Origin of the sequence: Legionella sp. 27cVA30, from assembly GCF_024160945.1 — a bacterium.
GTDB classification, from domain to species: domain Bacteria; phylum Pseudomonadota; class Gammaproteobacteria; order Legionellales; family Legionellaceae; genus Legionella_A; species Legionella_A septentrionalis.
Genome location: NZ_JAMYXK010000001.1, coordinates 778,649 through 798,646, shown reverse-complemented (window position 1 = coordinate 798,646; position 19,998 = coordinate 778,649). Strand labels below are relative to the sequence as shown.

Below are 19,998 nucleotides of genomic sequence, written 5' to 3'. Positions count from 1 at the left end.
AAGGGATACATGTAAACTTTCCCAATAACGCAATTCCGCTACAAATTTGATGATACGGAGAAGAATATGGCAACAATCAGTGCTGCATTAGTTATGAAGCTGCGTGAGCTCACCGGCGCAGGTATGATGGAATGCAAAAAATTCTTGATTGAAACAGAAGGTGATATAGAAAAAGCAATTACGGAAATGCGTAAAGCTGGTCAAGCCAAAGCAGATAAAAAGGCAGGTCGTATTGCTGCAGAAGGTGCAATCGTAATTGCACGCGCTGCCGATGGTCGCCGTGCTGTGATGATGGAAGTAAACAGCGAAACCGATTTCGTTGCACGTGACGTTAATTTCAATAATTTTGCCAACCAGGCTGCAGAAACAGCGTTAAACAGTCAAGCAAAAGATGTGGATGCCATAGCGAATGAAGGATTGGCCGGCGGTAGCAGTACAGTCGAGCAGGCACGACAAGAATTAATTGCAAAAATCGGCGAAAACATCAAACTGCGTCGTTTGCATCCGATGGAATGCGATGGCGTTATCGGCCATTATTTGCACGGCAGTAAAATTGGTGTGTTGGTTGCATTGAAAGGTGGAGATGAAAACCTGGCAAAAGACATTGCCATGCACATCGCTGCAAGCCGTCCTATTGTGGTCAGCCGTGAGCAGGTTCCCGCCGATGCGATTGAAAATGAGCGTGAAATATTCCAGGCACAGGCTCGTGAAAGCGGTAAACCGCAAGAGATCGTTGATAAAATGATTGAAGGCCGCATCAGTAAATTTATCGATGAAGTCAGTTTGCATGGCCAACCTTTTGTAAAAGATCCAAACAAGAAAGTTGGGCAATTGTTAAAAGAGAAAAATGCAGAAGTGACTTCTTTTGTGCGTTTCGAAGTTGGCGAAGGAATCGAGAAGAAGGAAGATAACTTTGTTGCGGAAGTAATGGCACAAGTTCGCGACCAAGAATAAGTTTCGTCATTAATTGATTCTTACATTTTTTAGATATTAAGCCCCCTTGCTGTAGATGGTAATTATTCTGCGGCAAATTTGGGGCTTTTTTACGAGTGAACTTTCATGAATGACAATCAACCAAAACTAAAATATAAACGCATAGTATTAAAATGCAGCGGCGAAGCCTTGATGGGCAAAGCACAATTTGGTATCGATCCTGCTATTTTGGATAGGATGGCTAAAGAAGTTGCCGAGCTTATCCAAATGGGCGTTGAGGTTGGTTTAGTTGTTGGCGGTGGGAATTTATTTCGCGGCAAGGCATTGTCGCAGGCAGGATTAGGACGGGTTACCGGCGATCACATGGGTATGCTGGCGACTGTGATGAATGCTTTGGCTTTGCGTGATGCGCTTGAGCGCATTGATTTACCTGCGCGTATTATGTCGGCTATCCCAATGCTTGGAGTTGTCGATCCATACCACCGCCGTAAAGCAATGACGCATTTGCGTAATGGACATGCAGTCATTTTTGCTGCAGGCACAGGCAATCCTTTTTTTACAACGGATTCGGCTGCTTGTTTACGGGCAATTGAAATAGGGGCGGATATCGTATTGAAAGCAACAAAAGTTGACGGCGTTTATTCAGCTGATCCTCTTAAAAATCCGGAAGCGATACGCTATGATTTCTTAACTTATCGCGACGTGTTAAGTCAAGGCTTACAAGTGATGGATTCAACCGCAATTTGCTTATGTCAGGAGCAAGGGATGCCATTACAAGTGTTTAATATGTCAGAACCCAACGCATTAAAGAAAATTGTTACCGGCGAGCGGGTTGGAACTATCATAGGAGCAAACCATGAGTGAGGATATCAAACGCGACGCTGAAAAGCGCATGAAAAAGGCCGTGGAATCGCTGCAGCATGAAATGGCTAAAATCCGTACCGGAAGAGCCAATGCAAGCCTTCTTGATCATATACAAGTTGATTATTACGGCAGTCTTACCCCGTTAAACCAGGTAGCCAATGTAACCAGCAGCGATGCACGCACATTGATGGTTACTCCTTGGGACAAAAGCATGATTGCTGCAGTTGAAAAAGCGATTTTAAATTCAGATCTCGGTTTAAATCCTGCTACTGCTGGTACAGCTATACGCGTTCCCATGCCTGCTTTGACGGAAGAGCGCCGTAAAGAAATGATTCGCATCGTCCGGGCGGAAGCAGAACAAGGACGCGTTTCCATAAGGAATATCCGTCGCGATGCAAACAACCAACTGAAAGATTTGGTTAAAGAGAAAGCCATTTCTGAAGATGATGAGCGCCGTGCCAATGAAGTAGTGCAAAAGTTGACTGACAAGTACATTGCCGAAGTGGATGCAGTCTTGGCGGAGAAAGAAAAAGATTTAATGGAAATTTAATCTGGTAATACAATAAATACATACAGACTGGTCATCCCTGCTAAGCTGGCCAGGCTGTAAATTTTGCTAATATTCATACTGGAAGCTATATCTCTGCTACATGTCCCCACCTAGGCTCCCAAAATAGTTTTTTTAATTCCCCACTTTTTCTAAGCGTTTCTAAATAAGGCGATAAGGTTGCAGTACGGCAGGCAAGGATAATTAAATTTGCTGTGTTTTTTACCGGTAAAGCAATTAAATTACCATTAAACTGTGCATGAATGTGACGAAATATGCTCCAATGTTCATTTATATTGGCTAGATTTACGGCAAGGATGCCGTTTTTATACAGTAAATTGTAACAAGCATTGAAAAATTTAGGTGTATTGCAATGCGACGGGAAAGAGTGGGCTTCATATAAATCAAGGAGTACATGCTGGTAACGCCGCGTATGTTGCTGCACAAACAAGTTTGCATCTTCCTGCAACACGTGCAGATTCTTGATTTCACCAGCCATAAAATACTTATAAGCTATATGGATGACTTCCGGATTGTTTTCTACTGCAAGCATGCTAAGCGATGGGAATAGCGGCGCCAGCGCATGCGCAACGCCGGCACCTCCCAAGCCAAGCAGACAACAGTCGGCAGGTTGCGTACGGACAGCAAAGGTTAAATGCTTTATATAGCTTAAACCAGGCTTTGCCGGGTTGCGGCGGTTGATCATACTTTGCAGGGAGTCGCTTCCTAAAGTTAACCACCGATAGAATAAATTCTGATGTACTTTTGCCCCATTTGGCGTTGCAAAAATACATTGTCCTGCTAGCGTCTTCCACATATTAGCATTGGAATGGGTAAATAGAGCCTAAATCAAGTATAGATGTTAGCTCATCAAGTGCGGTAAAACATTCGGTGATTAAAGCTGGATCATCCAATTCATCGGCATGCAATTGCGGGCGGTAATGTTTGTCTATCCAAATCTCCAGGGTATCCAGTAATGCATCGGTTACAATCACACCAGAATGCATGGCCGCCAATTCTTCTTCGTTTAAAAGCACACGCAGCCGCAGGCAGGCAGGCCCTCCGCCATTGCGCATGCTTTGCTTTAAATCCATGTAATGCGCCATGGTTATTGGATTGCTGGCATCGGCTAATAAAGCGTCAATAAATGACTTGATTTGTGTATGTTGCTCGCACTCAATAGGAGAAATTAATGCCATGTGTTTTTCACGGGTATTGGCAGCAGGCAAAGTGACCAACTGGGAGTTAAATAAATAACTATTAACTGCATCCGCTATCGAAATTTGTTTTTGATTCACTTCAATAAGGCAGAGCGGAAAATCAGCCATGGTTTTCAACTGCTGCAAGGTTTCCTTTTGGTGTAGCAAGGCTTCTTCATGCAAGAGCATGACAAATTCATTCGCAACGCCAATCACATCATTATGGAAAACCCCCTGATCGATGGCCTTGGGGTTTTGGCAGGCAAACAAAACGCGTTGCGGGTTAAGCAGGTGGTTGCGGGCAATGGCTTGCGACGCTTCCAGGGTTTGCCGGGCAGGGTAGCGCAAAGGTGCAGGATAAGAATTGTTAGCAGGCAATGCTTGTTTTCCATACACAAAGAAATTTATCCCTGCCACACCATGCTCGGCGCATAAACGGTTATGGTTGGCTGCCCCTTCATCACCCATGGTCACGGTGCGTGGCAAGCATTCATGATGTTGAAAATACCGTTCATCAGCAAATATCTTTTTTAATAGTTTCGCTGAAAAATCAGCTTCCTGGCAGCGATGCAGATTCGTAATTAAATTCGCTGCGGTAAAATGAACGCGTTGATCTGCTGTATCCAGACTGGAACTCACGGTGGCTGTATTCGCGGTCCACATGCTGGCCGCAGAATAACAAGCGCTTAATAAGCCTGGATCAGTCATTTTGGCCTTGCGCACTTGCTCTGCAGGAGTGCCGGTAAAGCCTAACTGGCTTAGCAAATGCAAATTGGGTCTTTGCTGTGGGGGCAGCAAGGCTTGTTTTATCCCCAAATGATGCAGTAAGCGCATTTTTGTAATGCCTTGCCGCGCTGCCGCGGCTGGATTAGCAAGGGTAAACGCGTTTGCAGTAGAAGCAATATTGCCCGCTGCCAAACCGGCATAACTATAGCTTGGGCCAACCAGCCCATCCATATTAAGCTCATATACCTTCATCGTATTTCGTCGCCAGGGATGCCTGGCAGCCATTGTGCAGGGGGTTGTAATTCACTTTGCTCCAGGCTTGCTATGGGATAGGCACAATAATCGGCTGCAAAATAAGCGCTGGGTCTGTGATTACCACTATGGCCTATACCGCCAAACGGCAAATTGCTTGCAGCACCTGTTGTCGGTCTGTTTAAGCTTAATACGCCGGCGCGTATTGTGGCAAAAAAATGCTGATAATGGTGTTCATTATCGCTTAACAAACCTGCCGCCAAACCGTAACGCGTTTGATTCGCCAAAGTTAACGCTTCATCAAAATCCCGATACCGGTAAACTTGTACAAAAGGCGCGAAAATTTCTGTATCGGGCGGATTATTGACTTTGGACATGTCCATAATCCCTGGGGAAAGAAAACCAGTGTTTTCACGCAGCAAAGTCATGGGCAATAAAGAGATCCCGCCTGCTTCTTGTAGATGTTTTTGTGCAGCGAGATGGGATAAGGCATGTTCATAACGAATCACCGGCCCCATAAAGGGCTCAGGTTGTTCATTAAACTTACCTATCTTCACTTGCTGACAAAGCTTGATAAACTTAGCAAGAAATTCATCCCCTTTCTGGCTATCCGGAATTAACAGCCTGCGTGCACAAGTACAGCGTTGTCCTGCAGTAATTAGCGTTGATAAAAGGGTATAATAAAGTGCGGCTTTAATATTATTAACTTCATCAAGAATTAAGGGATTATTGCCGCCCATTTCCAAGGCCAGGATCACTTCAGGCCGCTCACTGAATTGTTGATGAATCTTTAATCCAGTCTGATAGCTTCCTGTAAAAAAAACACCCTGAATATCCTGGCTCAGTAAAGTTTTCGCGGCTTGTGCCTCCCCTTGTATGCAATTGAAAACCCCGGCCGGTAAATCGCTGTCATGCCAGCATTCAGCAATAAGCTGCGCTACGCCTGGTGTTAACTCACTGGGTTTATAAACGATGGTGTTGCCCGCTAATAGCGCCGGGACAATATGGCCATTGCTCAAGTGAGCCGGGAAATTAAATGGACCGAGAACCGCGACCACTCCATGGGGTTTATAACGAACATAACCTGTAGCATCAGCATTGCTGACTTTTTTTTCGGCAGTTCTTTCTTCATATGCTTTAATAGATAAGCTAATTTTACCGATCACGGCATTGACTTCGGTATCGGATTCCCAAAGCGGCTTACCTGTTTCCAGTGATATAAGTTGAGCAAGTTGTTTACGTTTTGCTGCAACATGCTGGGAAAAATTTTGCACACGTTTGACCCGTTCGGCGAAAGGAAAATTTGCCCAGTGTTGCAAGGCTTGCCTTGCAGCTGCAAAAGCAGCGGATACTTCTTCATGCGCTGCCAATCGGCCTTGCCAAACACTGGAGCCATTTGCCGGATTGATTGAATCAAGAGCCATGCCCGTACCTGCAACAAATGTCCCGTTGATATAATGCGATGGCTTATTTTTTAGCAGGTTGTTTATCATAACCTTCCTTGTTTGACAGGATGTTTTCATCAAGTTGCAGCGGCACGATCCGAACCGAATCACCGCTTTGGACTTCTAATATTTCAGCTGTTTCTTTGCTGAGGATGCAATGATTGTTTTCATTAAAAATAACTTGACTAATGGTAGCACGAAAATCGAGCTTCGTATTGGCGACGATAAAACGCTTGCCGCATACATCATCAATCAGATTTTTCACAATGTAAACGCGGCTTGCTGCGGTACTGCGAATTGCGGTTTTGGGTGCCTCCAAAGTTGGGCCTGCGTCAAAAATATCAACGTAGTGATTAAAACGAAATCCTTCACGCAATAAAATATTCATGGCAGCTAGACTCGTTTCATGTGGTTTACCAAGGACTGCTTGCGCAGCGCTGGGCAAAAGTTTTATATACACCGGATTTCTTGGCATTAAATCCGCTATAAATTGTTTATTGGTAGAAAGTGTTAATCGATCCGCTTCTGCAAAGCTCATATGAAAAAAATGACTGCCTACTGCATCCCAAAATGGGGAGTCGCCTTTAGCATCGGAAATTCCGCGCATTTCTGCAATTACGGTCGTGGCGAAGCGCTCGGGATATTGTGCCATGAACAGGAAACGTGCGCGGGAGAGCAACAAGCCGTTGCTGGTGTGGCGATAATCTGGACGTAAAAAGAGCGTGCAAATTTCACTGCATCCCTGGTAATCATTCACCAGGCTTAATACTTCATAATCCGTTCTTATATTCAGGGAATGGCACATACGTGTGCGTTTTGAAACCTTATAGGAATAAAAAGGTGAATCATGTCCAATATAAGCTTCAATGGCTGAAGTGCCCACCACTGTTTTTTTATCCAAATCTTCAATTACAAATAAATAATATTCATTTTCTGGATGTTCAACGGTTTTATTGAACGAATACGTAGCCCAGGAGAGACGTTTGCGCAATAATTCCTTATCTTTTGGAAGGGTTGTAATGCCTATGCCGCTTTCTTCCGCAAGATGGCAAATCGCGACGAGATCTTTCTCTTTGGCACTGCGAAATAACATCATGGTGACACCTTCAGTCGTGTAATTCTTCAAGGCCGCCTTCTGCCAGATTGGCTAATAATAAGGCACTTAACAAAGCTCGTTCCGCCAGGCTGTCTATTAATATAAATTCCTCTGGTGTATGGATATGCCCACCGCGCACGCCTAAGGTATCTATCACAGGTAAACCATGCTGTGCAAGGTTATTCCCATCACAACAACCGCCGCTATCTTGCCAATTGATGGTTAATCCCAACTGCTTTCCTATAGATTGTATGCGTTCAAATAAACGCTGCGTGGCTCGATTCACCTGTTTAACCGGACGATGGAAACTTCCTGTCCATGACAGGAAATAATCGTGGCGTCGGAATTTTTTTGTGATTTCATCAAGTTTTGCATGCACCCAATTTGCATCTTCTGCTTGGCTTATCCGTACATCTAATTTGGCAACAGCTTTATCAGGAACTATATTTAAAGCGCTACCGCCTGATATTTTGCCAACATTGATGGTAACGCCTGGCCGTGTACCATTTAATGCGTCAATGGCAAGCACGATTTCTGCCAAATAGCAAATAGCATTGCGTCCTTCGTGAAAGTTACGTCCCGCATGCGCGGCTTTGCCAATAGCTACCAAAGTGAATTTTCCACTGCCCCGGCGATTTTTTGCCAACTGACCCAATTCATCCATTGCGGGTTCATAGACGAATGCAGCTTGATAGTTATTGGCTATTTGATCTAAAAAAATGCTGGAAGAAGGAGAGCCGATTTCTTCATCGGCATTGATGACCACATCCCAGCCTAATTCATGTGCCAGAGGGGTTTGTTCAAATGCGTTTAAAGCCTGTAACATGACGATTAAGCCACCTTTCATGTCTGTAACGCCAGGCCCGTTTAAGCGGTTAGCGTCAACATGAGTCAGTTTTTGGAAGGGATGGTCAATGCCATATACGGTATCCATATGTCCGCAAAGAAGAATGCGGCGTTTTAATTCTGGGCGTTTTCTTATAAATAATGTTTCGCCACAGATAAGAGCAGTCTTTTCCCCAGTCATGTCAATGATAGTAGTTGCAATGGGAGGCAGAGTATTCATCTCCTCGGCCAAGGGAGCAAAAAGAGATTGCAGGGCACGGTTGGTCTGTTGCAAGCCTTGAAGATTGTATGAGCCTGAATTGATTTCACAAAGTTGATGCAGCTGCTCCAGCATGATTTGCTGGTTATGCTGAATGAATTTGGAGAGTTCCAATAATGATTTTAGCACCATTTGCTCCCTGTCAGGGTCTAAACATTATTTGAAATGGGTGTGCGCCCCCGGACAGGTAGCCGGAAAGCGCCTAAGAATATTATTGACTTAATGACTCCCATAAAGCAATGCGTGCACCCGTGGGGTCAATAATTACGGCAAATTGCCCAAAATCGCCGACAGGTGTATTGGGAACTTGAATTTGAGCGCCATATTGTTGCGCTTTCTTAAGGCTTTCTTCGATGCTGCGCACAAGGACATAACTCATCCAATGCGGAGGAACGTGGCCGGCTTTCTCTTTGGAAATCTCCCAAATGCCGGCAAACTCATCACCGCCTGCCTTAATCATGGTATAGGTTTGCCCATTTCCCATGTCATGATCGACAAATTGCCAATCGAATAAGTTGCCATAAAAATCTTTGGCAGCTTGTAGGTCAGATGTTGCCAGTTCGTTCCAACAAAATTCGCCGAAAGTTGGTTGTGTACTCATATTTCCCCTTAATTATTGTCCATTAAAGGCAAAAGAGTAGTCTTGCGTATGCATGAATGCAAGCGCGCAATTGTTTATGCTATACAATAAGTTCATTTTATTACGGGGATTTGCATGATCCAATTGGCAAGATTGATTTTTATGATGGTTCTGGGTATTAATGCTGCAGCAAGCTTTGCCGCTGTAACAATTGAACAATGTGTTAATGTGAAAAAGGCTGAGGCAGCTGGCAGGGATTTGATTGCTATGTTTGAACAGGACGTGTGCCGGCAAAAAACAAAGCCCGTTCTTTTTGCTGATGTGGTCAATATCTATTTACCCCAAGTCATGAACGAAAATTTTCTTGGCGTACCTCCTCCGGCTAACTGGCAATTGTTAGCCGATGATGTCGTGACTGCTTGTACAAGCCAAAGCGATGTTTGCTTAAAAGAAGTACGCAAGGAAATTGCTTCATGCATTACAGGAAGGCTGCCGGGTATACTTCTTGTTTTTGGACCGTGGTTTGCCGAGAATTGCGAAATGCTTAATAAGCATGTGATTTTGAATTGGGACAATAAAAAAGCAATCATTCAGGGGTGGCTGCAACAGTCGCAAACAAGTAATGGCGATTAGGAGTTATCCACTTTCCTGCTCTGCGCATAAATCGATGTTCTAACGCTCGCAAAATCACTGAGAGTATATATAATGCCTTTGTTATTTCGAACTTGGAGAGCGCATGCATCCTTTGCTTAAGCAAGCTCATCCGCAGTGGCATATCATTTTGGATAAAGCACTAGGTCACGTGGATCCTGACTATTTAAAGGAATTGGAAACAATGGGAAGTTGTTTGCCCAACAAAGAATGTATATTCAGGGCTTTTAGCATACCACTTGCTGCTACCGAATATGTATTGTTGGGTGAGTCTCCTTATCCACGCCCGGAATCTGCAAATGGTTTTGCTTTCTGGGATAATGCGGTGGGCAGTTTATGGAGTAGCACAGGCTTAAGCAAAGAAGTCAACCGCGCAACTTCGCTGCGTAACTGGATCAAAATGTTATTATACGCGCGCGGTGACTTACAACAAGATTTTTCGCAAAATGCAATTGCCAAGCTTAATAAAACCTCCTATGTTCAAACAGCAAGTGAATTATTCAATGCATTCCTGAATAAAGGGTTTTTGTTATTAAATGCCACACTGGTTTATAGCAAAGGCGATGTTAATTATCATGCGCGTAAATGGAAACCTTTTATTCAACAGTTGTTTTTACAATTGGCGGAAATAAAACCATCATTGAAACTGGTGTTATTCGGAAGGATAGCCAATGAAATCCCTGGATCTGATTTATTTTCCAGTTTAATCGCAGAGCATCCTTATAATCTTAGTTTTATCACGAATCCCAATGTAGTAGCCTTCTTTAAACCTTTGGATTTACTGTCTCATGAAAAAAAGCACAATTGACTCTGCAGAAGTGGCTAAATTTTCACAATTAGCCGCACAATGGTGGAATGCAAACGGACCTCTGAAAACATTGCATGATATCAATCCTGCCCGTATTAATTTCATTGAAAAATTTATAAATGTTAAAGAACAACGCGTATTGGATGTAGGTTGTGGCGGAGGAATTTTATCGGAGGGTTTGGCGGCGTTGGGAGCAGACGTAACCGGATTAGACGTGGAGGAGGAAGCCATTCATGCTGCATGTGCCCATGCCCAGGAAAGCGGGCTAGATATAGACTACCTTTGTATGCCTATTGAAGAATATGACCAGGCACCGTTTGCTGTAATCACTTGTATGGAAATGCTTGAACACGTCACTGAGCCACAATTGGTCATAAAACATTGTGCCCGTTTATTAAAGCAAGACGGATATTTATTCCTATCCACGATTAACAGAACATTCGCAGCATACCTTGGCGCGGTAATTGCCGCTGAATACGTTTTGGAACTTTTGCCAAGACAAACGCATGACTACAAAAAATTTATTAAACCCAGCGAATTGGCGGCCATGGTGCGCGAAGCCGGCATGGAAACTGTAGGAATAGCAGGAATGAGTTATAACCCGCTTACCCGTACAGCTTCCCTGCAGGATTCAGTTTCCATTAATTACTTATTTGCTTGCCGCAAGCTTTGATTTTTGTCCAGATAGCGTTGCTGATAGCGCTGCTGGGCATATTTCGCTTGTTCTCCGGTGACCACGTCTACTTCGTTGCCAAATAAGTCGACGCGTGCTGTATTTTCCTTTTGACAATTAAGATAAGCTGGAGAGGCGCTGTAATAGTTTAATGCCTCACGTAAAGTTTTTTTGCTAAATGGCGGCGCGTCAAGGCGTTCATAAAAATCGATGATGTCGTCAAAAATACCAATTTTCAAAGGCCTTACTTGATTTGCTTTTTTAAAAAAAGCGGCTGGAAAATGTTCGATTAACCAATCGATCGTTTTCAGTTTTTCTTTTTTAGCGGTATCATGAGCTGAATTTGTTTGCATTCCTAATTTCCTACCGGGTAATTAAAATTAAACTTAGCATAAGCCCAGTATCATGCACAACGCACAACGGATGTCTTATATACCAACAAGAAATGTCTCATTTTATCCCAAGAAATTTCTCATTTTATGTATTTCTTCTTCTGTATTTCTAATTAACCCATTGATTTATAAGGGATTTTTTTTTGAAAATACTCTGGTTTTCAGAAACTAATTTGCCAAGCTGTGTTGCATATGAACATTACTGCTGCTAGATTTATTTTAGACTTTCAAGGATTGGAAGTCTGTTAAAAAAAGGATTTTTGATCAGACGGATCTGATTTTCAAGGATGATTTTTTCAAGACATGTATGTCTTGATTGGAAGACTGTGAAGCCAGGGTAAATCCCTGGCTTTTTTTATGCTACGGCAAACCCAGAGCGTGACAGGTAATTTCGGTCCGGGTAATAAGCAAAGACTACGGATCCGCCTTTGATGGTATTGATTACAGGCTTTGCTAAAGTTTGCGCAATAGATGGACAACCCCAACTTCTGCCAGCGCGTCCTGCTTTCTTGATGAAGCTTGGTTCTACATACCATGCGCCATGGATTACCACGCGCCGATTAAAGGCATTATCATTAAACCCTTTTTCAAGCCCCTGTAAATTCAAAGAGTAGCCTTTTGAACCGATGTAGGTGTTGCGGGTGACGAATGTACCCAAGCTGGTTGCTTTACTGGAGGGTTTGTTGGAAAAATGATGCGGTATATCCAAGCCTGAATTTTTACCATGCGCAACATAAGTATTGTATAAAAGACGTTCTTTACTGACGTCAAATACCCACATGCGTTGTTTGGAAGAGGGGAGTGAGTAATCAATTACGGTAAGTACTGGTTTTTTAACAGCCCCTTTTTGTTTTGCCTTTTGATAGGCTGCCAAGGCCAGTTTGAGGACCTTTTTGTTGAGTGTAGGTGCTTTGCGGCTTAACTGATTTACTTCAGCGTTAATATCCAATGCTTTTGGTTGCAAGTGTTGCCTTGCTTTGGGTTGGTGTAATGCAGGTTTAGCAAAAAGTGGTGCACTGGATGTCATATTGCTAGTTAGCATTGCTACTGAAATTAGAGTTAAGATCGTATTCATAATGCTCCATTTTCTAGTTAGTTTTTGCCTTAGGCGGTAAATCTGAATCCAAGTAGGCTTTTCGTGAAAGGTGATTTTGAACCACAACTTGATTGACAAAGCAAGGTCGTTTTTTGACTTGTCCTGACCATTGCAAACAAGTCGAATTAAAATCACAGGCCTTGTTGATTTCAGAAAAATGGCAATTATATTGACAAATTAGGCAAAAGTAAAATCAGAAGGTTTTTCATTGATCATTGGGGAGAAATAATAAACAATTCAGAGGGTTATAGTACTTAAATAACTTTTTTTGTACTTATTATTGCGGCATTTGGTATATTTTTTGATCAAATAGGTTATATTTAATTCTGTTTTTTTGCTTAAAATTGAATCTTTTAGTATTAAATTTGCACTTTTACTGCGAAATACGCTGCTCAAATATACCGGTTTATGTAATAAAATCCAGATAGAGTTTTGTTTTTCTCGACAAATTAAATTATTCTTCGCAGTCATATGAAATATTGTTTTTTTCGGAGGCACCATGCTTGATAAACGGTCTTTACAAATCCCGCAAGGTCTTAGGGCAACTATTAATGAGGCGTATCGTGCGGGAGAATTAAGCATTGTCACCGCCCTTTTGGAAAATGCAGAATTGGGTGCGAATCAAACAGCAGCAATTCGGCAGACAGCGATAAAGCTGGTGGAAAAAGTACGTAACGAGCGAAAAAATAACACAGGGATTGATTCTTTTTTGGCTGAGTATGCTTTATCGAGCAATGAGGGCATCGCCTTGATGTGCCTTGCCGAGGCATTGTTGCGCGTTCCTGATAAAGCCACTATGGATAGTTTAATAAAAGATAAGCTGGTGGCTGCCGATTGGAAGTCTCACCAGGGACAGAGCGATTCTTTTTTTGTCAATGCTACAACCTGGGCTTTGATGCTAACGGGTAAAGTTTTAGCCCCGGAAAAAGCAGAATCGATTTTGAGCAAGGCATTAATGAAAGTCATTAGCCGCGGCAGTGAAAGTATGGTGCGCGCTGCCGTGGATAAAGCTATGCGCATTATGAGCAAGCAATTTGTTATGGGGCGGACCATCCACGAAGCCATATCGCGGGCCAGGAAAAAAGAAGCACGTGGATATCGGTATTCTTATGATATGTTAGGTGAGGCAGCACTTACTTCCATTGATGCACAGCGTTATTTTAATGCTTACAAAAATGCTATTGAGGCAATCGGCAAAGAGAGATTGAACCATTCTGATATTTATCGAAGCCCTGGGATTTCAATCAAATTATCTGCATTGCATCCGCGCTACCAAGAGGCACAATACGAGCGTGTCCTGGCCGAATTGACACCTAAGCTGCTTGCTTTATCGCAGTTAGCAAAACAATATGACATTGCCTTAACCATTGATGCAGAAGAATCCGAACGTTTAGAACTTTCGCTGGATGTTATTGAGCGGGTATTTAATGATCATAGCTTGGATGGTTGGCATGGCTTTGGCATGGCTATCCAATCCTACCAAAAGCGTGCTTTTTACCTGCTCGACTGGGTAGCAGACATAGCAAGGAAGAAAAAGCGGCGTATGATGGTGCGCTTGATAAAAGGAGCTTACTGGGATAGTGAAATTAAGAAATCTCAAGCCCAGGGGTTGCCGGATTACCCAGTCTTTACGCGAAAAGTTTTTACAGATGTTTCTTTCCAAGCTTGCGCTAAAAAACTGCTGACGATGACAGACGTAATTTATCCGCAGTTTGCGACACATAATGCTTATTCGGTTGCCTTGATACTAAATTTAGTTGGCGATTATCGAGATTTTGAATTCCAGTGCCTGCATGGCATGGGAACGGAATTATATGAGCAAGTCGTTCCTGCCAGTCACATGGGTATTCCTTGCCGTATTTATGCGCCAGTCGGTAGCCATGAAGATTTACTCCCTTATTTAGTTCGGCGCCTGCTGGAAAACGGAGCTAATTCTTCTTTTGTGAATCGAATAGTGGATGATAATGCGCCTCTTAGCGAATTAGTTGAAGATCCAGTAAGCAAAGCCAGACATTTGCTGGGCAAAATAAATCAAAACATCCCTCTTCCAGCTTCCATTTTCCTTCCCGAACGCAAAAATTCTGCCGGATTGGATTTAACAGATAGAAAAAATATTGCCTCATTGCAGCAACAGTATGCAGAAATGGATTTATCCGGTTGGCAAGCGAGTCCCGTGATCGCTGGACAAACTCGGCAATTTAAGGAGGGTGGCCAAGCCATTACTTCCCCGCAGCGACATAAGCAAAAAACTGGTACGGTAATTAATGCGACTGCAGAAGATGTTGATTTGGCGCTCTGCAAAGCGGTTGCCGCTTCTCCCGGTTGGGCAGCGACATCCGTTAATGAACGGGCGGCTTGCCTTGATCGCTTTGCAACCCTTTTAGAAAAAAATATGCCGACTTTTTTGGCACTTGCGTGTCTGGAAGCTGGGAAAACCTGGAATGATGGGGTGGCAGAAGTGCGTGAAGCAGTTGATTTCTGCCGCTATTATGCAAGACAAGCCGAAAAATTGATGGGCAAACCTTTACATCTGCACGGCTATACAGGCGAATTGAACCAATTAAGTCTGCATCCGCGCGGCACTATTTTATGCATTAGTCCATGGAATTTCCCTTTGGCTATTTTCACAGGACAAGTGGTGGCTGCATTGGTTACAGGCAACTGCGTTATTGCCAAGCCTGCCGAACAAACACCGCTCATTGCTTATTTTGCTGTGCAGTTAATGCTGGAAGCTGGTATTCCGCAAGGTGTATTGCAATATTTGCCTGGGCCTGGAGAGACGATAGGTGCTGCCTTGGTAGCCGATCCGCGCGTAAAAGGCGTCATTTTTACCGGCTCTACCCAAACTGCTGCACATATTAATCGCACCTTGGCCACGCGTGGAGGGGAAATTATTCCTTTGATTGCAGAAACCGGTGGACAAAACGCCATGATTGTCGATTCATCTGCCTTGTTAGAACAGGTTGTGGTGGATGTCGTGACTTCCGCGTTTGGTTCTGCAGGGCAAAGATGCTCGGCTCTGCGCGTACTCTATATTCAGGAAGAAGTATATCCGCGCTTTGTTGAATTGCTCAAGGGAGCAATGGCGGAGTTAAAAATTGGTGATCCGCAGTGGTTGTGCACGGATATTGGACCTGTGATCGATGCAGACGCCTTGGCTGTCTTAAAAGAACACGTTGATTTAATAATTGAAAACCATGAATTGATTTATCAATGCCAGCTCGATAATACCTGTGCTGCAGGGTACTTTATGCCGCCTACAGCGATTGCTATCGGACACATCAACGCATTAAGCAAAGAAGTGTTCGGCCCTGTTTTACATGTGATTAAATACAAACGCCGTGATTTGGATGAAGTGATTGCACAAGTAAACAGCACTGGATTTGGTTTAACCTTTGGAATCCACAGCCGTATTAATCGCACAGTCGAATACATCCGCCAGCGAGTGCATGCAGGAAATTGCTATGTAAACCGCAATATGATTGGGGCAGTGGTGGGATTGCAACCATTTGGAGGCGAAGGTTTATCAGGCACAGGGCCAAAAGCAGGTGGTCCGCATTATTTACAGCGTTTGTGCCTGGAGAGAACTTATACTGTCGATACGACAGCCGCAGGTGGTAATGCAAGCTTGATGTCTTTGCCCGAAGATTAATTATCCTATTCCCGCTCTATCCAGGCTCTCAACTTGGCCTGGGTAGATGATCTTGAGATGAATAGATTATGCATGGCAGTCCATTTGATACGTGCTAAGGACCATATAAGCCAAAATTAGTACTGGTCCTGGTTTCAACAGGCGCCAGTATGATGTCATTAAAGTGAAAAGCGTCAAAATAATTCATTACCATATAGCCTGCATTAATCACCACATTTCCTTGGCTCATGCAAACCATAGGGCAGCCCCACTTTGGCTTTAAGTTCGGGTACCGGCGTGGTAAAAAGAGAATAAACAGGATTGTAACCGCTAGCCGGGCAAGGAAGGGTCATGCATATCGAGCCATATTACCTTGCTGAGGCTGTAGATGCTCCGAAAAATAAGCTTGTAGTTTTTTTAATACAGTCACTATAGTTACTCTTGTAAAGAATCCTGACATTAATTTTGCCGGGAATACTCTCATGAATTTCTTAGATGTATTAAGTATTCCTTAATCTAACTGCTATAAAATAATAATAAATGTGCAAAAAACGGGTGGTTTTGTGGGCTTAGTGCTACAAGATTTATTAATTTGGCGAGTGAACAGGCACTTTAGAAAGAATAACCAGGCGGAATTACAATTTGATACGGGTGGGGTTTGTAATGGATTAGCCAGCGTATTCGTCAAGTATCATATACTTGATAAAGATAAAGAGTTTGAAAACATACTCAATCGCATCGCATGGGGGCAATTTACTGCAAAAAACACTGACGGTGAGCCATGGTCTAATATCAATTACTTTGCAACCCAAGTTCTTCTCGCTTATCAACCAATTGAGTATGTGAGCGGTGTAGCGCAACAACGCTCCACTGCATTGCTTAAGATCAATGGGCAGCCGCTAGATCCCTCCTTTAATTTGACATTAAGTACTGGTGATAAAAATTGGGCAGAAATTTTTAAGTCGATTAATCTGCAAAGTGAAGACGGTACGGAAAAAGAAGGAATGATTGTTTCCAGTGCAAATCACTCCATAGCCATCACGCGTGAAAAAGATGGTTCGTATAAGATTTATGACCCAAATTATTTTTTTGGTTTTAAAGTATTTAAAAATGAAGAAGCCGTTATCCGCGAACTGCATTATAATGTTTTTGAATACCGTCCTTTCGGTAACATGGGTTTGAATGTCCGCATAATAAGACATCCTGAAGCAGTACAACCCAGAGCATTTCCCGGTGCAGCTGACCTTTATGAAATCTATTATAAGCCAGACAATCGCAAAGCTTATTCAGGATTTCCTACGTATTCTTCCAAATTTGATACCATGGCCTTGGCGCTGCGTGCAGTGCATGATGAAATTGCCTTTGGTGTTTTACTGGAAAAGACAAAATCTCAGCAAAAAAATAAAGAATTCCAGCAAGAAGAATTGGAAAATTGGATAGTAGAGGCTGGCCAATATAACAATGTACCCGCCTTGAAAAAACTTTTAAAAGAGTTCACGGTGACGGATGCAGAAACTATCGCTCGAATTTTTGCACAAGTTTGTGTAGCAGGGCCGGTGGATAGCTTTAAGATGCTTTATGAGCATTACCAAGATAAATTAGAAGATTTACCTGTGTTTAAATTTGTGCAAGCCGCCATTATCAGTGAGAATCCTGAGCTGGTAAAAGAAACACTTTGTACTGCAGAATCCCACAAAGGTTGTTCCCATGATGAGTATTTAGCTTTAAGCGATAAAAGTTCTGCAGAAAAATATAAAATATTTTTTGCAACACTCGAGCGTATTCTTTTGGATGCAGTTAAGCAAGGAAGTGTCGCTTGTGTTCAACAAGTTATGGAAAAATTTAAAGAATATCAAGAAGAACTTACCGATGAAGTTAAAATTGTTTGTCTGAAAAAAGCCATAGAAAATAATCATGCAGATGTAGTTGATGAGTTAATTCATGTTTCGCCGAAAATTTCGCCACTGTTACTGCAAGGATTTATTATAACTCCCCGTGCTGCCCAGCAAATGGATGTAAGCATTCTGCGAACTTTGCAAGCAGGCGGGATGATTTTTTCAGCGGAGGTTGCTGATGTTTATAAACAAAAAAGTGGAGAAAAAACATTTCTTGGCATTGGTACTTTAATTAAACTCTTGCTTAATTTTTTACAGGAAAAATTAAGCAAGAGTCAGCAAATATCGTTTATTAATTACAAAAAAAATGCTTTACAAGAAGTGGGACAGTTGGAGGAACAATTAAACGAAATCGAAGATGCGCAGTTTAAAAAGAGTATGCTTTTGAAACTTCATGATTTTAAGGCGAACATGGATGCAGAGAGTAAGGAAAACATATGTATAAAACTTCAGGAATATAAAGAAGAAATTGGTGAAAAACTTATACCAATAGCCAGTTTAGAAGATTTTTTGGATGATATTTCAAACGATGAGACAGTCGTAGGGGAACAAGTGCTTCCCCAAGATACAGAAGAGGAAAAGAATGTTTCCCACAATGACGCAAAGGTAAATAGTAGGGATAGGTTTTTTTCTTATAAACAAGAGATGCAAAAACACAAAGATCCATCAGAGGCAGAAGATAATTTGCACACAAATTACAAACCCGGCGATTAGGAACAGTTACGGTTTAAGCATCATTTTTTTTGGCAAATAGCCACGGTAATATGACAAACAATAGTAACCCTCCTAATAGAAAGGCTTCAAATAGCCATTTGTTTTGAATAGGAATTTGCGTCGGGGGAATAAACCCAATCCCAATGGCGGTAAGGCAACATAAAAGCCCGATTCCTGCTACGAGCCACATCACGACGTTACCCCCAGGGATTCTATACGCTCCTACTTGATGCGGTTTTTTATAGCGCAATTTTATTGCGGCAGAAAACATAAATACATAAACTAGTAAAGCCATTTGCGCGCTCAAGTCACTTAATATCCAATAAGCGGCATTGATGGAATCAAGCAATATAAATACGCTGCTTAACACGGTAAAAATCAATCCTTGAATAACCAGAATATTCACTGGGGCTCCGTAGCGGTTGATACGGGCAAAAGCCGGGGGTATACAGCCATCGCGGGCTGAAACCAATAAGCCTTTAGTGGGCCCGATTATCCAGGCTGAAACGCCACTTAAACCACCAATGATAATAAATGCGGCGGTGACAGAAGTCATCCAGGGTACATGATAAGAATTAAAAAAAATGGCATATGCATCAATTAAGCCGGAAACAACGCTAAGCTTGCTGTTTGGGACGACGATCACTATCGCTAAGGAACCTAAAACCAAAGTAGAAAAGATGAGGATGGTAGAGTAAAAAAGCGCACGTGGGTAATCACGTTGCGGGTTTTTTACTTCCTCAGCATGGACGGCAGACATTTCCATGCCCAATAAGCCGAATAATACGGCCGAAAACAGGGATAAGTTTCCTAGCGAGCTAAAATCTGGGAGCCAGCTTGCTGATCCGGTTTCCATTGGCCGCCCTTGGATTATCCAAATTACTCCCAAAATGGTTATACCAATCATGGGCAGCAACGTCCCAAGTGATGCGCCTACGATGCTAATCAAGCTCGAAATTTTCATGCCGAAGCAATTGAGCAAGGTAAAAAGCCAGAACAAGCTTAAAATTGTAGCTAAAAGATACAGTTTATGATTAGCCAATTGCGGGGCAAACAGGTAGGCAAATGTGGCGGCAATAAAAGCAAGAATGGTAGGGTACCATACTACGTTATAAATCCATTGTAACCAAATAGTAATAAATCCTGCGCGGCGGCCAAAGGCCTCGCGTACCCATACATAAATTCCGCCGGTTTCTGGATAAGCCGTAGCCAATTCTGCTGCTACCAGTGCCACAGGGATAAAAAAAGCAAAAGCTGCTAATAGATAATAAGAAACCAGCGATAAGCCAAGTTTTGCAGTTAGGGGTAAGGTCCGCAAACTGTCTACTGCGATGACATTTATCATCACCAGTGAAAAAACGCTCAACACCCGTTTCGATTGACGCACGAAA

At 42.8% G+C, this 19,998-nt stretch carries 19 protein-coding genes; 8 read left to right on the top strand and 11 right to left on the bottom strand.

What is annotated here, in order from left to right:
* The first annotated feature begins 66 nt into the window (after positions 1 to 66).
* The 3 genes from tsf (at position 67) to frr (ending at position 2,347) form a co-directional block, all read left to right on the top strand.
* Positions 67 to 954: a translation elongation factor Ts gene (gene tsf, locus NKV53_RS03590; RefSeq protein ID WP_126954310.1), complete on the top strand. Its 888-nt coding sequence runs from the start codon at positions 67 to 69 to the stop codon at positions 952 to 954.
* A 105-nt stretch (positions 955 to 1,059) separates the two neighbouring features.
* On the top strand, positions 1,060 to 1,797 hold the full coding sequence (gene pyrH / locus NKV53_RS03585; protein WP_126954311.1) for a UMP kinase: 738 nt from the start codon (positions 1,060 to 1,062) through the stop codon (positions 1,795 to 1,797).
* Positions 1,790 to 2,347 carry a ribosome recycling factor gene (frr, locus tag NKV53_RS03580; protein WP_126954312.1) on the top strand — a complete coding sequence of 186 codons (558 nt, stop codon included), beginning with the start codon at positions 1,790 to 1,792 and terminating at the stop codon, positions 2,345 to 2,347. Before pyrH ends, frr begins: the two co-directional genes overlap by 8 nt.
* 85 nt (positions 2,348 to 2,432) lie before the next feature.
* Here the strand turns inward: frr and NKV53_RS03575 are convergent, their stop codons facing one another.
* The 6 genes from NKV53_RS03575 to NKV53_RS03550 all read right to left on the bottom strand — a co-directional run bounded on the left by NKV53_RS03575 (position 2,433) and on the right by NKV53_RS03550 (position 8,768).
* A complete protein-coding gene (locus tag NKV53_RS03575) occupies positions 2,433 to 3,161 on the bottom strand; it encodes a spermidine synthase (RefSeq protein ID WP_126954313.1) in 729 nt (242 codons plus the stop codon).
* Between the two features lies 1 nt (position 3,162).
* Positions 3,163 to 4,521 carry an N-succinylarginine dihydrolase gene (gene astB / locus NKV53_RS03570; RefSeq protein WP_253350695.1) on the bottom strand — a complete coding sequence of 453 codons (1,359 nt, stop codon included), beginning with the start codon at positions 4,519 to 4,521 and terminating at the stop codon, positions 3,163 to 3,165.
* Complete coding sequence (gene astD / locus NKV53_RS03565; RefSeq protein WP_127032592.1) at positions 4,518 to 6,014, bottom strand: succinylglutamate-semialdehyde dehydrogenase; 1,497 nt, start codon at positions 6,012 to 6,014, stop codon at positions 4,518 to 4,520. The genes astB and astD overlap by 4 nt, the downstream gene beginning before the upstream one ends.
* Positions 5,989 to 7,062 (bottom strand): arginine N-succinyltransferase, encoded by a 1,074-nt coding sequence (locus NKV53_RS03560; RefSeq protein WP_126954316.1) that lies wholly within the window; start codon positions 7,060 to 7,062, stop codon positions 5,989 to 5,991. The genes astD and NKV53_RS03560 overlap by 26 nt, the downstream gene beginning before the upstream one ends.
* 10 nt (positions 7,063 to 7,072) lie before the next feature.
* Positions 7,073 to 8,296, bottom strand: a complete 1,224-nt coding sequence (locus NKV53_RS03555) for a hydrolase (RefSeq protein WP_371923169.1) — start codon at positions 8,294 to 8,296, stop codon at positions 7,073 to 7,075.
* A gap of 82 nt (positions 8,297 to 8,378) precedes the next feature.
* The gene (locus NKV53_RS03550) at positions 8,379 to 8,768 is read right to left on the bottom strand and encodes a VOC family protein (protein WP_126954318.1); all 390 of its coding nucleotides are present in this window, start codon (positions 8,766 to 8,768) and stop codon (positions 8,379 to 8,381) included.
* Positions 8,769 to 8,882: 114 nt separating this feature from the next.
* On the opposite strand from NKV53_RS03550, the gene NKV53_RS03545 reads away from it, so the two are divergent.
* From NKV53_RS03545 to ubiG, 3 genes are all read left to right on the top strand, one after another.
* Positions 8,883 to 9,380: a hypothetical protein gene (locus tag NKV53_RS03545; protein WP_253350693.1), complete on the top strand. Its 498-nt coding sequence runs from the start codon at positions 8,883 to 8,885 to the stop codon at positions 9,378 to 9,380.
* A gap of 103 nt (positions 9,381 to 9,483) precedes the next feature.
* Positions 9,484 to 10,206: a uracil-DNA glycosylase gene (locus tag NKV53_RS03540; RefSeq protein WP_126954320.1), complete on the top strand. Its 723-nt coding sequence runs from the start codon at positions 9,484 to 9,486 to the stop codon at positions 10,204 to 10,206.
* Complete coding sequence (ubiG, locus tag NKV53_RS03535; RefSeq protein WP_126954321.1) at positions 10,187 to 10,879, top strand: bifunctional 2-polyprenyl-6-hydroxyphenol methylase/3-demethylubiquinol 3-O-methyltransferase UbiG; 693 nt, start codon at positions 10,187 to 10,189, stop codon at positions 10,877 to 10,879. Before NKV53_RS03540 ends, ubiG begins: the two co-directional genes overlap by 20 nt.
* Here ubiG and NKV53_RS03530 read toward each other — a convergent pair.
* Together NKV53_RS03530 and NKV53_RS03525 are read right to left on the bottom strand one after the other, a co-directional pair.
* Complete coding sequence (locus NKV53_RS03530) at positions 10,852 to 11,232, bottom strand: ProQ/FINO family protein (protein WP_127032595.1); 381 nt, start codon at positions 11,230 to 11,232, stop codon at positions 10,852 to 10,854. The genes ubiG and NKV53_RS03530 overlap by 28 nt on opposite strands.
* A gap of 394 nt (positions 11,233 to 11,626) precedes the next feature.
* A complete protein-coding gene (locus NKV53_RS03525; protein WP_126954323.1) occupies positions 11,627 to 12,346 on the bottom strand; it encodes a murein L,D-transpeptidase catalytic domain family protein in 720 nt (239 codons plus the stop codon).
* Between the two features lie 520 nt (positions 12,347 to 12,866).
* Between NKV53_RS03525 and putA the strand changes: the two genes are divergently transcribed.
* Positions 12,867 to 16,019, top strand: coding sequence for a bifunctional proline dehydrogenase/L-glutamate gamma-semialdehyde dehydrogenase PutA (putA, locus tag NKV53_RS03520; protein ID WP_126954324.1), 3,153 nt, complete (start codon positions 12,867 to 12,869; stop codon positions 16,017 to 16,019).
* Between the two features lie 94 nt (positions 16,020 to 16,113).
* Here putA and NKV53_RS12000 read toward each other — a convergent pair whose 3' ends face one another.
* Both NKV53_RS12000 and NKV53_RS11890 read right to left on the bottom strand, forming a co-directional pair.
* Positions 16,114 to 16,206 (bottom strand): hypothetical protein, encoded by a 93-nt coding sequence (locus NKV53_RS12000; protein WP_371923168.1) that lies wholly within the window; start codon positions 16,204 to 16,206, stop codon positions 16,114 to 16,116.
* Between the two features lie 16 nt (positions 16,207 to 16,222).
* Positions 16,223 to 16,351: a hypothetical protein gene (locus NKV53_RS11890; RefSeq protein WP_256478740.1), complete on the bottom strand. Its 129-nt coding sequence runs from the start codon at positions 16,349 to 16,351 to the stop codon at positions 16,223 to 16,225.
* A 210-nt stretch (positions 16,352 to 16,561) separates the two neighbouring features.
* Here NKV53_RS11890 and NKV53_RS03515 point away from each other — a divergent pair, with 210 nt between their 5' ends.
* Positions 16,562 to 18,607, top strand: a complete 2,046-nt coding sequence (locus NKV53_RS03515) for a hypothetical protein (RefSeq protein ID WP_126954325.1) — start codon at positions 16,562 to 16,564, stop codon at positions 18,605 to 18,607.
* 13 nt (positions 18,608 to 18,620) lie between these two features.
* Here the strand turns inward: NKV53_RS03515 and NKV53_RS03510 are convergent, their stop codons facing one another.
* A complete protein-coding gene (locus NKV53_RS03510) occupies positions 18,621 to 19,994 on the bottom strand; it encodes an APC family permease (protein WP_126954326.1) in 1,374 nt (457 codons plus the stop codon).
* Positions 19,995 to 19,998: the final 4 nt, after the last annotated feature.

Bases quoted from the DNA above. Each gene is read 5' to 3' on its own strand.
- tsf (WP_126954310.1), top strand. From the start codon at position 67: ATGGCAACAATCAGTGCTGCATTAGTTATGAAGCTGCGTGAGCTCACC.
- pyrH (WP_126954311.1), top strand. From the start codon at position 1,060: ATGAATGACAATCAACCAAAACTAAAATATAAACGCATAGTATTAAAA.
- frr (WP_126954312.1), top strand. From the start codon at position 1,790: ATGAGTGAGGATATCAAACGCGACGCTGAAAAGCGCATGAAAAAGGCC.
- NKV53_RS03575 (WP_126954313.1), bottom strand. From the start codon at position 3,161: ATGTGGAAGACGCTAGCAGGACAATGTATTTTTGCAACGCCAAATGGG.
- astB (WP_253350695.1), bottom strand. From the start codon at position 4,521: ATGAAGGTATATGAGCTTAATATGGATGGGCTGGTTGGCCCAAGCTAT.
- astD (WP_127032592.1), bottom strand. From the start codon at position 6,014: ATGATAAACAACCTGCTAAAAAATAAGCCATCGCATTATATCAACGGG.
- NKV53_RS03560 (WP_126954316.1), bottom strand. From the start codon at position 7,062: ATGATGTTATTTCGCAGTGCCAAAGAGAAAGATCTCGTCGCGATTTGC.
- NKV53_RS03550 (WP_126954318.1), bottom strand. From the start codon at position 8,768: ATGAGTACACAACCAACTTTCGGCGAATTTTGTTGGAACGAACTGGCA.
- NKV53_RS03545 (WP_253350693.1), top strand. From the start codon at position 8,883: ATGATCCAATTGGCAAGATTGATTTTTATGATGGTTCTGGGTATTAAT.
- NKV53_RS03540 (WP_126954320.1), top strand. From the start codon at position 9,484: ATGCATCCTTTGCTTAAGCAAGCTCATCCGCAGTGGCATATCATTTTG.
- ubiG (WP_126954321.1), top strand. From the start codon at position 10,187: ATGAAAAAAAGCACAATTGACTCTGCAGAAGTGGCTAAATTTTCACAA.
- NKV53_RS03530 (WP_127032595.1), bottom strand. From the start codon at position 11,232: ATGCAAACAAATTCAGCTCATGATACCGCTAAAAAAGAAAAACTGAAA.
- NKV53_RS03525 (WP_126954323.1), bottom strand. From the start codon at position 12,346: ATGAATACGATCTTAACTCTAATTTCAGTAGCAATGCTAACTAGCAAT.
- putA (WP_126954324.1), top strand. From the start codon at position 12,867: ATGCTTGATAAACGGTCTTTACAAATCCCGCAAGGTCTTAGGGCAACT.
- NKV53_RS12000 (WP_371923168.1), bottom strand. From the start codon at position 16,206: ATGAATTATTTTGACGCTTTTCACTTTAATGACATCATACTGGCGCCT.
- NKV53_RS11890 (WP_256478740.1), bottom strand. From the start codon at position 16,351: ATGACCCTTCCTTGCCCGGCTAGCGGTTACAATCCTGTTTATTCTCTT.